The sequence below is a fragment of the Devosia sp. P1_H9 genome (genome assembly GCF_056405135.1).
The window spans coordinates 122003-135455 of sequence record NZ_JBFUCQ010000007.1; the positions used below are offsets into that span (position 1 = coordinate 122003).

The window sequence follows — 13453 nt, forward strand, 5'->3', positions numbered from 1 at the left end:
GCGCACGTAGTAACCCTCACCTCAAGCTCCGCCCTCGCGGGTAGTGTTCCGCCAAGGGGAGGGTCAGCCATGGCACAGGACTTGGACGCGGGCGATGCACAGGGTTTCGCGCGGTTGCAGGGCCGCCAGCAGCTGTTTGTGCTGGCGGCACTGATCACCGTCTACGCCGCCTTGCCGGTGGTGTTGGTGACAGACTTCATCCTGCAGCTTGCATCGGGGCCCGCCGGGGCGAAGCCGGTGATCGACACGAACGCACTGATCGAGTTCGTCAACCCGCTGGCCAGCGCCAAGGGCAGCGTGCTGGAGGTCTTGCACAAGCTGGTGCTGCCGCTGGCCGCGCTGTTCCTCGGCGCAAACTTCAGCATGCTGCGCAACGGACGGGTGGCCGCCTGGCTGTTTCTCGTGCCGCTGCTGGGCACCATCGCCGCATTGCTCGCCGCCAGCCTGCTGGATGCGTTCCAATCGGTCGAGATCAAGGCGCGGTACGCCGGGCTGCCGACGCTGTTCCGGGATGTCGCCAGCAACCTGGGCATCGTGATGATGCTGCTGATCGGCCAGACGCTGGGGAAACAACCATGAGGTCACTTGCGCAGCTTGGACTGTTGGCGCTCGCCGCAACCATGGCCACCGCCGCTTACGCCGAGGACGCTTCGGTTCAGCTGATGGTCTATGTGGAGCCCTCGGGAATTGCCAAGGGCGCCTACGTTTCGTCGGGCGGCGACGAGATCTCGATGGCGTTCACCAAGGATGCCAGTTCCGGGCCGATTGCCTTCACGCCGGGGCTTGTCGATGACTTGCCGGTAAGCCTCACCATCGAGTGGGACAATCAGAACAGCACCAGTATTCCGGCATTCGTCTTCACCCCCTACTCGGGCAAGAAGATCCCGGTGCGGGTCTACCGGTACAACTTCACGCTCAATGACGCCGACAAGGCGGATGCCCTCTGCTGGCATACGCAGCCGAGCGACATCAAGAGCGCGTTCCGCGCGTTGTTCGGCTGCCAGGAATGGGTCAAGCTGATTGAAAGTGCCGACGAGAAGTGGACCAAGTCCCACCTCAGGGGGCTGCGCGGGTGGTTTGCCGGTTCGTACTACCTGTTCACCAAGGTGCGGCCGATCCACGGACTGGGCCTCAGCCCGTGGGGGTTGCAGCCCGAGCTGGTGGACCGGCTGCGCGAGATCGTGACCGCAGTCGACGAGGGTCGGGAAACCAAGGGCTCATTCGAGCCGTTTCTGCGCATCCCGGATATTCGCCAGGCACTGACCGAATACGATCGATGGGAATTGCGGCTCTATTCGCTGATTCCGGAGATGATCAACGCTGGCAACCTCGAGGGCGCCAAGGCCCTTAACGACCGGGTCAGTGCCGCCTACGAGCGCTATGCCGGTCCACTCGCGACCGAGGCGATCGACGGCGTGAACCGCAAGAACCTCGACAACAATGCGTCGATGATCGAGCAGCGCCTCGCCGCACAGTGATTTTGGCGGGACGAAGGGGCCGCCGGCGAGCGCCAGCTTTGACGGCCCCGCTCGCCTAGGCTACGCTCCGGCCATGAGCAGGAACCAGGCAGCCTCGACCACCTCTACCACCACCGTGCCGCGGTGGTCGGTTGGCGCATGAACTAGCCCTGTTCATTGACTGCGCAGACCAACCCCGCCCGGATACGAGCGGGGTTTTTCTTGGTCCCGACGTGTCCCAACCAAGAAGGACATCGCCGTGAACGAGCACCACAACAAAGCCATCGCCGACCGCGCGCTTGCCGTAGCCGAGAAGGCCCTCTCCAACCGATACGGCGGCGCGGCCTGCGCCTTCGTCACCGGATCGATCATGCGCGGGCAGGGCACTACAGGCTCGGACATCGACCTGGTCGTCGTGTTCCGCCGCCTCGAACGCGCCTGGCGGGAATCGTTCATCGAGGATGGCTTCCCGGTCGAGGTGTTCGTCCACGATCCCGAGACGCTCGCCTACTACCAGGACAAGGACATCGAGGGCGGTCGTCCAATCATGGCCAATATGGTGGCTTCAGGCGTGGTCATCGGCCCCAACCGCGCTCTCGCCGAGCCGATCCGGATCAGCGCGGCAGAAGCACTCGCGAAGGGCCCTCTCCCGCTTGCCGGGCCCGCCTACGATACAATGCGCTACATGGCCAGCGACCTGGTGGATGACCTCAAGGGAGAGCGGCCGGTTGCCGAGATCGCCGCCATCGCGGCACACCTCTATCCCAGGCTGATCGACCTGATGCTGCTGGGGCGCGGAGCGTGGAGCGGCGTAGGCAAGTGGGGTCCACGGCTGCTGCGACGGCTCGACAGCCAGCTCGCCGACAGCTTCGACGAGGCTTTCCGCGCGGCGGTCCACGGCAACGCCACCGCCCTCGTCGCACTGGCCGAGGCGGAGCTCGGGCGCCATGGCGGGTACCATTTCGATGGCTACAGCCAGCAGGCGCCGCTGGAGGCACGCATCGCTGCCAGCACTCCCGGCAACTGAGGTCCGCCCGCTACTTCTGGTCCCAGCCGACAATGACCCCATCTTCGAGGGTGACCTTGTCACGGTAGCGGTCCTTGGCCACCGGGCGGTATTTGAAGACCTGCTTGATCTTGGTCTTCATCACCTTTTCCTCGATCGAGGCGGGCTCGCCCCAGCTGTCGCGCAGCTGTTCGGCGGTCATGCCCTGCCAGATGGTCTTCGAGATCAGGGCGTCGACGAGCTTCTCGTCGGCATATTTCTGCATCAGGCGGGCGTAGCGGCTACGCTTCGCCAGCGCGATCGCGACGAACCACAGCACCGCGATCGCGACAATGACGAGAATGCCCGCGACGACCCATTCCATCGCCGGCCCCGTCAGACGTCGAGGTTGGCGACGCTCAGGGCGTTGTCCTGGATGAACTCGCGGCGCGGCTCGACCAGGTCGCCCATCAGGTTGGAGAACAACCGGTCGTGGTCGTCGCTTTCCTTGATCTGCACCTGCAGCAGGGTGCGGACGTTCGGATCGAGCGTCGTTTCCCACAGCTGGCTGGGGTTCATTTCGCCCAGGCCCTTGTAGCGCTGCAGCGAGATGCCCTTGCGGCCGACAGCGTTGATGGCGCCGAACAGCGAGGACGGGCCGTAGATATCGAAGCTCTGGTCCTTGCGGGTGAGCTTGGCGACCCCACCGTAGAGATCGGCGAGCTTTTCCACGGTGGCACGGATCTTCCTGGCATCGGCACTGGCGAGCAACTGTGCATCGATCGAGTGCACTTCGGTGACGCCGCGGATGGTGCGGGTGAAGCTCAGGCCGCCCTGGCCATCGGACTGGCCCTGCCAGCCGCGTTCGACTTCATCGGCCAGCCGGTCGAGCCGGCGGACAACGCGTTCGATGACGGTGGCGGTGCGCGCCGGGTCGAGCAGCGCCTCGGCATCGAGGCCGCCGACGATGGCTGCCTGTTCGATCAGCGAGCGGTTGTAGCGGGTGTTGAGCCCTTCGATGGCGTGGACGATCTCGCGCGCTTGCCTGACGATCTGCAGCAGGTCCTCGCCGGCATGGGCGACGCCATCGCGGGTGGTCAGCACCGCATCATCGGTGCCGGTATCGATCAGGTAATCCTCGAGCGCCCGCTCGTCCTTCAGGTACTGCTCGGACGAGCCGCGCTTGATTTTGTAGAGCGGCGGCTGGGCGATGTAGACGTGGCCGCGGTCGATCAGGTCGCGCATCTGCCGGTAGAAGAAGGTCAGGAGCAGGGTGCGGATATGGGCGCCGTCGACGTCGGCGTCCGTCATGATGATGATCTTGTGGTAGCGCAGCTTGTCCGGGTTGAACTCCTCGCGGCCGATCGAGGTGCCGAGCGCCATCACCAGGTTGCCGATCTGCTCGGAACCCAACATGCGGTCGAAGCGGGCGCGCTCGACATTGAGGATCTTGCCGCGCAGCGGCAGCACGGCCTGGGTGTAGCGGTCGCGGCCCTGTGAGGCGGAGCCACCGGCGGAATCGCCCTCGACGAGGAAGATTTCGGACTTGGCCGGGTCCTTCTCGGAGCAATCCTTGAGCTTGCCGGCGAGGAAGTTCACGTCGAGTGCCGACTTACGCCGGGTGAGTTCACGCGCCTTGCGAGCGGCCTCGCGCGCCATGGCGGCTTCGGCCACCTTGCCGACGACGGACTTCGCCTCGGCCGGATGCTCCTCGAGCCACTGCTGCAGCTTATCGTTGACGCCGTTCTCGACCACCGGCCGCACTTCGGACGAGACCAGCTTGTCCTTGGTCTGGCTCGAGAATTTCGGATCCGGCACCTTCACCGAGAGCACACAGGTCAGGCCTTCGCGGATGTCATCACCGGTGACCGTGACCTTCTCACGCTTGGTGATGCCGCTCGATTCGGCATAGTTGGTCACCTGCCGGGTGAGCGCCGCGCGGAGGCCGGCGAGGTGCGTGCCGCCATCGCGCTGCGGGATGTTGTTGGTGAAGCACAGCACATTCTCGTGGTAGCTGTCGTTCCACCACATCGCCACCTCGACGGTAATGCCGTCGCGCTCGGACGAGAGCATGATCGGCGCACCGATCAGCGGGGTCTTGGCGTTGTCGAGATAGCGCACGAAGGCTTCGAGGCCGCCCTCGTAGTGAAGCTCGATCTCCACCGGCTCGGGATGGCGCAGGTCGCGCAGGATAATGCGCACGCCAGAATTGAGGAAAGCGAGCTCGCGCAGCCGGTGTTCCAGCGTCTTGAAATCGAACTCGACCATGGTGAAGGTCTCGGTCGACGGCAGGAAGGTCACCAGCGTGCCCGAGCGGCCTTCATAGGTGCCCGGCTGGTGGTTCGGCACATAGGTGCCGACCTGCTTCAGCGGCGCCACGGCGTTGCCGTGCGCGAACTCCATCTCGTGGACCTCGCCGTCGCGACGGATATTGAGCTTCAGCGACACCGAGAGCGCGTTCACCACCGAAACGCCCACGCCATGCAGGCCGCCCGACACCTTGTAGGAGTTCTGGTCGAACTTACCGCCGGCATGCAGCTGGGTCATGATGACCTCGGCCGCTGAAACACCCTCTTCGGCATGGATGCCGGTGGGAATGCCACGACCGTTGTCGTTCACCGACACCGAGCCATCGGCATTGAGCTGCACCGTCACGAGATCGGCATGGCCGGCCAGCGCCTCGTCGATGGCGTTGTCCACCACCTCGTAGACCATGTGGTGCAGGCCCGAGCCGTCATCGGTATCGCCGATATACATGCCAGGACGTTTGCGCACGGCATCGAGGCCCTTCAAGACCTTGATGGAATCGGCGCCATATTCGTTCGGATCGGAGGGGGTCTCGGAGGTGCTCAAGGGGGTCCCGAATCAGGTCAGCAGGTCCGCTAAAGTGGGTCTAGCGGATCGGGTGCTCATACCCAAGGGAAATGGCTATTTTTAGCCCGTTTTACAAGGCTTAGGAGTTCGCAGAGGGGAGCTGGGCATGGGCCTTCTCCCCTTGTGGGAGAAGGTGGCCGAAGGCCGGATGAGGGGTCCGCAACCGGAGGTTGCGCGATCGGAGCGAAGCGACGAGCGACAGAGTTCGCGGAGAGAACCCCTCATCCGCCCTTCGGCCACCTTCTCCCACAAGGGGAGAAAGCACTCGTCGCGCTCGCCGGGGGCCTAGCCAGGCTCCTTCGCCAGCCGCCCATCCTTCACCGTCACTCGCTGCGCCCCCTCGCCGAGGGCCTCGAACAGCATCGGGTCGGTGCCGGTCATGAAGCACTGGGTGCCGAGGCCGTCGAGGGCGGCGAAAAGGGCAGCGCGGCGGCCCGGGTCGAGGTGCGCCGCGACCTCGTCGAGCAGCAGGAACGGGGCGATGCCGGCGGAGCGCTTGACCAGTCGGGCATGGGCGAGGATCAGCCCGATCAGCAGCGCCTTCTGCTCGCCGGTGGAGCCGAGCGCCGCCGGCATGTCCTTTTGCGCGTGGCGCACTTCGAGATCGATGCGATGCGGGCCGATCAGCGTACGGCCGGCGGCGCGGTCGAGGTTGCGGTTGGCGCGCCACAGCGCCCGGAGCTCGGCCTCGAGCGCGGCCGAGGACTGCGGCTCGTGACCGTCGGCGAAGAGCGGGGTCAGCGCCAGGTGGGCAGCGGGGAAATTGGCCTCGTCGACGCCCTGCGCAATGAGCCCCTGCAACTCGCCAAGGCTGTCGGCACGAGCGAAATGCACCGCCGCGGCAGCGCTCGCCATCTGTGCTTCGACGGCGTCGATCCAGATGGGATCGGCATCCTCGTCGACCAGCCGGTTGCGCTGGCGCATGGTCTTTTCGAAGTCCGACACCTGGGCCGAGTGGCCGGGGATCAGCGTCGTCACCAGCCGGTCGAGGAAACGCCGGCGCTCGCTGGCGGCCCCGGTGAACAGGCCGTCCATCGCCGGGGTCAGCCACAGCACGCGGAGATAGGCGCTCATCTCCTCGATGGTCCGGGCATTGGCGCCATTGATGCGCGCCCGGCGACCACCCTCGGGCCCGCCAGCGCCGGTGCCGATATCGACTGGTCCCTCAGGGGTCTCGACCGTCGCGGCCACCGCCCAGAGCCCATCGGAGCCCTGCGCCGCAACCTCCTCGAACGGCGCACCACGCAGGCCGCGGCCGGGCGACAGCAGGGACACCGCTTCGAGCAGATTGGTCTTCCCTGCCCCGTTCGAGCCGACCAGCACCAGGTGCCGCCCGTCGAGATCGAGCGCCGCCGACGCATAGTTGCGGAAGTGGGAGAGGCGGAGCCGGGAGATGTAGCGGGAGGGGATCATGCGCCGCTCCCCGCAAGAACTCGTGCGGCGGCCTTCCGAACGTGACCGTCACGATCATTTAGCAGCGGTCGCAGGCTCTCACGATCAGCGGCGTCGCCGAACTTTCCAACGAGTTCGCATGCCAACTGGCGATGTCGCGGAACATCGCCTGCCACCAGAGCCTCATAGCTCCTTCGCCAGGCGGAAGGTCCCGCAAGTGCGGCCAACGCCCAGGCCGCGGTGTTGCGAACGTCACGATCGGCGTCGCGGGAGAACATCCCCAACAGCAACTCAGCGTCCGCTTCGGAACCAATCGCCTGTAGCGCTTCAAGCGCGGTTCGACGGGTCAGAGGATCTGGGTCGAGTGCGAGTTCGCGCAATTGAGGAGCAGCACTAACCAGCCGCCACTGACGAGCAATCTCCACCGCTGTTCTAACCACGTAGCCTGAGGCGTCGTACAGCGATGCCAATACAAGGGCTGCAACTTCGTCGTCCCCGGAGAGCTTGCCCAAGGCTGCAAGCGCCGAGCGACGGCGGAACCCATCACGATCTGCCAGTGCAGAAATCAGCTCTTGTCGATTGGGGGGCGCCGGCGTGACCGTCACACCCGCATCGGCATCAGCACATACAGCGCCTTGGCGTCGCCGTCCTCACGCACGAGCGTCGGTGAGCCTGCGTCGTTGAACAGGAACACCGCGTTCTCGGAGCGGATTTGGCCGATGATATCGAGCAGGTACCGGGCGTTGAAGCCGATCTCGAAGCTCTCGGGCTCGAATTCCACCGCCAGCTCTTCGCTCGCCGTGCCGTGGTCCGGGTTGGTGACGGAAAGCTCGAGCTGGCCTTCCTTCATCGACAGTTTTACCGCCTTGCCGCCGCGATCGGACGCGATGGTCGAAACGCGGTCGACGGCCGTCGCAAACGTCTGCTTGTCGACGTTCATCTGCTTATCGTTGTTCTTGGGCGTCACCCGGTCGTAATCGGGGAACGTGCCCTCGATCAGCTTACTGAGCAGCACCACGCCCCCAAGCGTGAAGCGGATCTTGGTGTCGCTGAGCTCGACCTCGACGTCGCCCTCGGCGCCTTCGAGCAGCTTCTGCACTTCCGACACGGTCTTCTTGGGCACGATGATGCCCGGCATGCCCTTGGCGCCGGTGGGCGCGTCAGCCTCGGCGCGCGCCATGCGGTGGCCGTCGGTGGCGACGGCGCGCAGCGTCGGCACGCCGCCGACTTCCAGCATGTGCATGTAGATGCCGTTGAGGTAGTAGCGCGTCTCCTCATTGGAGATGGCGAACTGGGTGCGCTCGATCAGCTCGCGCAACGTCGGCGCGGCGACCGAGAAGGTGTGGGTGAAGGTGCCGGACTTCAGGTCCGGGAAGCTGTCAGGCGAGAGGCACGCCAGGTGGAAGCGCGAACGGCCGGAGGTCACCAGCAGCTGCTCGGTGCCTTCGTTCTCGAGCCGCACTTCGGCACCATCGGAGAGCTTGCGGACGATTTCGTAAAGGGTGTGCGCAGGCACCGTGGTGGTGCCGGCCTGGCCGACCATCGCCGGGACGCTTTCCGTCACTTCGATGTCGAGGTCGGTGGCGCGCAGGTCGAGCTTGCCGTCGGATGCCTTCAGCAGCACGTTGGCGAGGATCGGGTAGGTGTTGCGGCGCTCCACCACGCGGTGGACGTGCCCTAGCGACTTGAGCAGATGGTTGCGCTCGAGAGTGACTTTCATAAACTCAAAACCCCTACCGCGGACGGCTATTGCCCGGTCAAAACCCGGTCAAAGCCAAGCGAAACCGGGCTGCGACATTACAATTCAAGGGGCAAAAGGCAAGGGCGCCCGGGGCCGCAGACCCGCTATCCCTAGAGAAAATGCACCGCGAACGCTGCCTAGAGGTCGATCGCCTTCTCCCCTCGTGGGAGAAGGTAAGAACGAGCGACGCCGCTAGCGCTTCTCGCCGTTCAATGCGCGCGCCATGTCGTCGAGCCGGCGCTCCGCATCCTCCGCGTCGAGGCGCACCAGCATCTCGTGCCAGGCCCGATCGGGTGGCACCGGCGGGGGCTCGGGATGCGCCCCGAGGTCGAGACGCTTCAAGCCCTTCCTGATCCGCAGCAATAGCCGCGGGGCTCTCGAACGCGATGTCAGCAACGCCACAACTCACTAGAGACCCTACTGGGTCGAAACTCATAGATCCGCCAATGGTTCAGCCGGCGGCGCCCTCTCCCTGAGGAGAGGGCGAAAAACTCATTCTTCGAGCATGCGCTTGAGGAGTTCGATCTCCTGCGCCAACTCGCCGTCATCCTTGATCATCTGCTCGACCTTGCGGACCGAGTGGAGAACCGTGGTGTGATCGCGGCCGCCGAAGCGCCGGCCGATTTCGGGCAACGAGCGCGAGGTCAGGGCCTTGGCCAGATACATGGCGATCTGGCGCGGGCGGACCACGTCGCGCGAGCGGCGCGACGAGAGCAGGTCGTTGCGCGGCACCTTGTAGTGGCGCGAGACGATGCGGAGGATGTCCTCGATGCGGACGCGGCGGGCGTCGCGCTGGCGCACCAGGTCGGCCAGCGTGCGCTCGGCGAGCGCCACGGTGATCGGCTCCTTGGTCAGCTGGTTGGCGGCCAGGAGGCGGTTCACCGCCCCATCGAGGTCGCGGCCATGGCTGACCACGACGCGCGCCACATAGTCGAGCACTGCCGGCGCGAAATGCGCATCGGAGAAGCGGCTGACGGCCTGCTCGGCGCGCCGGGTGACGATGGCACGGCGGAGGTCGAGGTCGAACGAGTTGATCGGCACCACCAGCCCGCCGGAAAGCCGCGAGCGCACCCGCTCGTCGAGCATCTCGAGATCGCGCGGCGGCGCGTCGCCGGCCACCACGACCTGCTTGGCCCCGGTGAGGAGCGTACCTAGAGTATGGCCGAACTCGGTCGCGGACTTGCCCTGCAGGAACTGCATGTCGTCGATCAGCAAGAGATCGACCCGGCGCAGCCACTCCTTGAAGCCGAGCGCCGACTGGCGCTGCACGGCCGTGATGAAGTGGTACATGAAATGGTCGGCGGTCAGGTAGACGATATTCCGGCCCGGCTCGGCCGCCCCGGCGGCCCAGGCGATGGCATTGAGCAGGTGGGATTTGCCGAGGCCCACACTCGAGTGGATGTAGATCGGGTTGAAGCTCACCGTGTTGTTGGCGGCCGCGTGGGCGACCTGTTTGGCCACCTGCAGCGCCATCTCATTGGCCCCGCCGACGACGAAGCTGTCGAAGGTCATCTTCGGATCGAGCGCAGAACCGGAAAGCGCGTCGCCGCGCTGGGCCGGCTGCGCCGTCACCGGCTCGCGAATGGTACGCGGCGTCGGCGGCGCGGTGGTCACCTCGGCAACCACCGACTCGGTCGCGGGTTCGGCGTGATGGAGGCGCGGCCGAGCCTGGCCGTTGACCCGCACGGTGAAGTGCAGCCGCTCGAGACCGGCCGACTCGGCGCGGAATGCCTCGAGAATCTTCTCGGAATAGTTCGACTGGACCCAGGAGCAGAGGAAACGGGTCGGAACGCTCAGGTGGGCGAGATCATCGACGATCTCCTCGAGCTCGAGCCGGGCGAACCAGGAATTGAACACGTCCTCGCCCACGGCTGCCTTGAGCCGGGCACGGACGCGCTGGAAAACCTCGTTCGAGCCGAGTTGCTGGCCGTCCTTGCCGGTCATCATCATTCCCCCCTTGTCGCTGCCCAGCCCCTTTCCGCTATTTGCATCCGTCATCCAATCAGCACGACCCGCCGCCGAGTTCATCGCCATCGTGTTAGCCCCAAATCCTGTTCTCATGCCGCCCCTTATGGGAGCAACGCCGCCAACCTTGCTGCCCGCAATTGCGGACAAACCTGTCCTGCCCGCGAACTTCGCCGCGGTTCAGTCTATTCAAACTTTCGAGTGATCCGGGTCGCTGATCGCGCCCGGGCTACCGCAACGTCTTACGAGCCCGCAAGACTACAACTAGTACTAATCAAACCAGACTACGAAAGGAATTTCCCCAAGACTGCCGGCTGCGTCCACACCGCCTCAGCCACGATCTCAAAGTCAGCATTCCTGCCAGTCATGTCGCTCCTCTACTCGGTTCTAGCGCCGGATGTTCCTGAGCGACGAGGGCCATCTTAGAGGGGGGGAATTTTCCAATCAACGGGGGTTTTTTGCCTAGAGGGGGTTGACTCGCACCTCTTGCAAAAACCTTTCCGCGGCACTTTGTCCGCCCCCAAATCCAAGGCGCTGTGACTCAAGGGGGAATCGGGATTTCGTGAGGTTTTCGACACTCTGGCAATTGTGGCAACGTCGCATCAAATGCGGCATTTCATTCCTGACAGGCAGATGAAATTCTGATGACGGACACTGGCAAAGGCCCGGAAACGCAGGGCTTTCGCGAGGGGATAACTCTGTTGCCCAGTGTCGCAAAGCTGTCACAGTCTGCGAGATGGGCCTTTGCTCACCCCAAAATAAGAAGAGCTCCCGTGGGGGAGCTCTTCGGCATTCGCAAAACTGTCGTAACTTCGTCTTGAAGCCTGGTGGCCGATCAGGCCTGCAGGGCCTTCACACGCGAGTTCAGGCGGCTCACCTTGCGGGCGGCCACGTTGGCGTGGACGATGCCCTTCTGGGAGGCACGGACGATCTCGGGCTCGGCTGCCTTGAGGGCGGCGACGGCAACGGCGTGGTCACCAGCAGTGATGGCTTCCTCGACCTTGCGGACGAAGGTGCGCATGCGCGAGCGGCGCGACTTGTTCACTTCGGTACGGGCCGCAATCTTGCGGGTGGCCTTCTTGGCGGAAGCAGTGTTGGCCATCAATTCCTCTTTGGCGCTCAACCCGTTGGCCCAGCCTGAGCCGGAAATCCAGGGGCGATGAAATGAAATCGGCGGCATCTCGGGCCGCCAAGTTGGGCGCTGTATAGTCGCGACGGGGTGGGACGTCAACTGGATTCCCCCGAGGCGGGCTAGCGCTGGCACACCGGGCAGAAGAACGTCGAGCGCCCCGACTGGACAATGCGCTTGATCACCCCGCGGCAGCCAGGCGTCGGGCACGGCTCGCCCTCGCGGTCATATACAGCAAAGCGGTGCTGGAAGTAGCCCGAGCCGCCATCGGCATTGCGGAAATCTCTGAGCGTCGAGCCACCGGCATCGATCGCCTCGATCAGCACAGTGCGTACCCCATCCGCCAAGTCCTCGAGGCGCTTCGACGGCTTGCCGGATTTCAGCACCAGCTTCCGTGCCTCGATGTCCGGGCGGATGTGCGCGCGATGCAGTGCCTCGCTCACGTAGATATTGCCAAGCCCGGCTACCACACGCTGGTCGAGCAGCGCCGCCTTCATCGGGGCTTTCTTGCCCTCGAAGCGCTCCGCCATCTCGGCGGCGTTGAAGGCATTGGATAGCGGTTCGGGGCCGAGGCCCTCGAGATAGGGGCTGTCCGCCTCGTTCTCGAACAGGTCGACGAAGCCGAAGCGGCGCGCGTCATTATAGATGAGCTTCATTGCCCCGTGCTCGGGGTGGGTGAGTTCGAGCACCAGGTGGTCGTGCTTCCTATCCTCGTCGGGCTCGTAATAGCGCGATGGTTCCTTGAACTTGAAATCCTCGAAGCGGTAGGCGCCGGTCATGCCGAGATGGCTGAGCCACGTCTTGCCGTTCGACAGCCGGAACAACAGGTACTTGGCCCGCCGCCCGGTGCTCTCGATGGTCGCGCCCTCGAGCGCGGTCTTGAAGCCGTCGGGGAACGGGAAGCGCAGGTCTTTGCGGTTCAGCGTCACCTTGTCGATGTGGGCGCCCGTCACGTAAGGCTCGAGCCCGCGGCGCACGGTTTCGACCTCTGGCAATTCGGGCATCGGATCCTCGCTGGGTTCGGCGCCTCTATGTGACCGCAGGGGGCGCCGGTAACAAGCCCACCGTTCTGTCAGGGTTTAGCATGCGCCCGTTTCCCGCATGGCAAGCCTCAGCCCCATCCGCTATAACGCCGGCAATTCGGAGACGCGAGCATGGCTGAGACCACGCATTTCGGCGAACGGACGGTCGCCCTCGACGACAAGCAGGGCCTCGTCAACGACGTGTTCCATCGCGTTGCCGATCGCTACGACCTGATGAACGACCTGATGAGCGGCGGCGTCCACCGCATCTGGAAGGACGCCATGGTGGCGAGGCTTGCTCCGCCCAAACAGGGGAGCGTCCCGTACCGCGTGCTCGACATGGCCGGCGGCACCGGCGACATCGCCGAGCGCATCGTCAACGCCTCGGTCGGCTATGCCGAGGTCACCGTCTCCGACATCAATGCCGATATGCTTCGTGTTGGCGAGGAGCGCTCGCATAACTGGCGCTTCCCGGCGCAGGTGAAGTTCGTCGAGGCCAACGCCGAAGCGCTGCCGTTCGAGGACGAGAGCTTTGATGCCTACACCATCGCCTTCGGCATCCGGAACGTGCCGCGCATCGAGCTGGCGCTGAAGGAAGCGCATCGCGTCCTGAAGCGCGGCGGGCGGTTCCTCTGCCTCGAGTTCAGCCAGGTCGATACCCCGGTGCTCTCCGATATCTACAAGGCCTTCTCCGATCGGGTGATTCCGCCGATCGGCCGCGCCGTCACCGGCGATGCGCAGCCCTACCAGTATCTGGTGGAATCGATCCGCAAGTTCCCGACGCCCGAGCGCTTCAGCCGGATGATTTCGGACGCCGGGTTCAAGCGCGTCACCCACACCCCGTTTACCGGCAACATCGCGGCGCTGCACGCGGCCTGGAAGCTCTGA

Annotated in this window: 13 protein-coding genes; 4 read left to right on the top strand and 9 right to left on the bottom strand. The window is 64.8% G+C overall.

Annotated features, from left to right (window positions below; all coding sequences use genetic code 11):
* Positions 1 to 69: 69 nt before the first annotated feature.
* From AC1DYL_RS15440 to AC1DYL_RS15450, 3 genes are all read left to right on the top strand, one after another.
* Positions 70 to 579 carry a hypothetical protein gene (locus tag AC1DYL_RS15440; RefSeq protein WP_477173843.1) on the top strand — a complete coding sequence of 170 codons (510 nt, stop codon included), beginning with the start codon at positions 70 to 72 and terminating at the stop codon, positions 577 to 579.
* Positions 576 to 1478 carry an SH3 domain-containing protein gene (locus AC1DYL_RS15445; RefSeq protein WP_477173844.1) on the top strand — a complete coding sequence of 301 codons (903 nt, stop codon included), beginning with the start codon at positions 576 to 578 and terminating at the stop codon, positions 1476 to 1478. The genes AC1DYL_RS15440 and AC1DYL_RS15445 overlap by 4 nt, the downstream gene beginning before the upstream one ends.
* Before the next feature lie 238 nt (positions 1479 to 1716).
* A complete protein-coding gene (locus tag AC1DYL_RS15450; protein WP_477173845.1) occupies positions 1717 to 2484 on the top strand; it encodes a nucleotidyltransferase domain-containing protein in 768 nt (255 codons plus the stop codon).
* A gap of 10 nt (positions 2485 to 2494) precedes the next feature.
* Here AC1DYL_RS15450 and AC1DYL_RS15455 read toward each other — a convergent pair whose 3' ends face one another.
* The 9 genes from AC1DYL_RS15455 to mutM all read right to left on the bottom strand — a co-directional run bounded on the left by AC1DYL_RS15455 (position 2495) and on the right by mutM (position 12547).
* Positions 2495 to 2827 carry a hypothetical protein gene (locus tag AC1DYL_RS15455; RefSeq protein WP_477158484.1) on the bottom strand — a complete coding sequence of 111 codons (333 nt, stop codon included), beginning with the start codon at positions 2825 to 2827 and terminating at the stop codon, positions 2495 to 2497.
* An 11-nt stretch (positions 2828 to 2838) separates the two neighbouring features.
* Entirely contained in the window at positions 2839 to 5295 is a 2457-nt protein-coding gene (gene gyrB / locus AC1DYL_RS15460) for a DNA topoisomerase (ATP-hydrolyzing) subunit B (RefSeq protein WP_477173846.1), read from the bottom strand.
* A 306-nt stretch (positions 5296 to 5601) separates the two neighbouring features.
* Positions 5602 to 6729 carry a DNA replication/repair protein RecF gene (gene recF / locus AC1DYL_RS15465; protein WP_477173847.1) on the bottom strand — a complete coding sequence of 376 codons (1128 nt, stop codon included), beginning with the start codon at positions 6727 to 6729 and terminating at the stop codon, positions 5602 to 5604.
* Positions 6726 to 7313, bottom strand: coding sequence for a HEAT repeat domain-containing protein (locus AC1DYL_RS15470; RefSeq protein WP_477173848.1), 588 nt, complete (start codon positions 7311 to 7313; stop codon positions 6726 to 6728). Before AC1DYL_RS15470 ends, recF begins: the two co-directional genes overlap by 4 nt.
* Positions 7310 to 8428, bottom strand: a complete 1119-nt coding sequence (gene dnaN, locus AC1DYL_RS15475) for a DNA polymerase III subunit beta (RefSeq protein WP_477151603.1) — start codon at positions 8426 to 8428, stop codon at positions 7310 to 7312. Before dnaN ends, AC1DYL_RS15470 begins: the two co-directional genes overlap by 4 nt.
* A 213-nt stretch (positions 8429 to 8641) precedes the next feature.
* Positions 8642 to 8791 (bottom strand): hypothetical protein, encoded by a 150-nt coding sequence (locus AC1DYL_RS15480; protein ID WP_477151604.1) that lies wholly within the window; start codon positions 8789 to 8791, stop codon positions 8642 to 8644.
* Between the two features lie 150 nt (positions 8792 to 8941).
* Entirely contained in the window at positions 8942 to 10393 is a 1452-nt protein-coding gene (gene dnaA / locus AC1DYL_RS15485) for a chromosomal replication initiator protein DnaA (RefSeq protein ID WP_477173849.1), read from the bottom strand.
* 856 nt (positions 10394 to 11249) lie between these two features.
* Positions 11250 to 11516 carry a 30S ribosomal protein S20 gene (gene rpsT / locus AC1DYL_RS15490; RefSeq protein ID WP_055047341.1) on the bottom strand — a complete coding sequence of 89 codons (267 nt, stop codon included), beginning with the start codon at positions 11514 to 11516 and terminating at the stop codon, positions 11250 to 11252.
* Between the two features lie 149 nt (positions 11517 to 11665).
* Positions 11666 to 12547 (bottom strand): bifunctional DNA-formamidopyrimidine glycosylase/DNA-(apurinic or apyrimidinic site) lyase, encoded by an 882-nt coding sequence (gene mutM, locus AC1DYL_RS15495; protein ID WP_477173850.1) that lies wholly within the window; start codon positions 12545 to 12547, stop codon positions 11666 to 11668.
* A 150-nt stretch (positions 12548 to 12697) separates the two neighbouring features.
* On the opposite strand from mutM, the gene ubiE reads away from it, so the two are divergent.
* A complete protein-coding gene (ubiE, locus tag AC1DYL_RS15500) occupies positions 12698 to 13453 on the top strand; it encodes a bifunctional demethylmenaquinone methyltransferase/2-methoxy-6-polyprenyl-1,4-benzoquinol methylase UbiE (protein ID WP_477173851.1) in 756 nt (251 codons plus the stop codon).

Bases quoted from the DNA above. Each gene is read 5' to 3' on its own strand.
- AC1DYL_RS15440 (WP_477173843.1), top strand. From the start codon at position 70: ATGGCACAGGACTTGGACGCGGGCGATGCACAGGGTTTCGCGCGGTTG.
- AC1DYL_RS15445 (WP_477173844.1), top strand. From the start codon at position 576: ATGAGGTCACTTGCGCAGCTTGGACTGTTGGCGCTCGCCGCAACCATG.
- AC1DYL_RS15455 (WP_477158484.1), bottom strand. From the start codon at position 2,827: ATGGAATGGGTCGTCGCGGGCATTCTCGTCATTGTCGCGATCGCGGTG.
- recF (WP_477173847.1), bottom strand. From the start codon at position 6,729: ATGATCCCCTCCCGCTACATCTCCCGGCTCCGCCTCTCCCACTTCCGC.
- dnaN (WP_477151603.1), bottom strand. From the start codon at position 8,428: ATGAAAGTCACTCTCGAGCGCAACCATCTGCTCAAGTCGCTAGGGCAC.
- dnaA (WP_477173849.1), bottom strand. From the start codon at position 10,393: ATGACCGGCAAGGACGGCCAGCAACTCGGCTCGAACGAGGTTTTCCAG.
- rpsT (WP_055047341.1), bottom strand. From the start codon at position 11,516: ATGGCCAACACTGCTTCCGCCAAGAAGGCCACCCGCAAGATTGCGGCC.
- mutM (WP_477173850.1), bottom strand. From the start codon at position 12,547: ATGCCCGAATTGCCAGAGGTCGAAACCGTGCGCCGCGGGCTCGAGCCT.
- ubiE (WP_477173851.1), top strand. From the start codon at position 12,698: ATGGCTGAGACCACGCATTTCGGCGAACGGACGGTCGCCCTCGACGAC.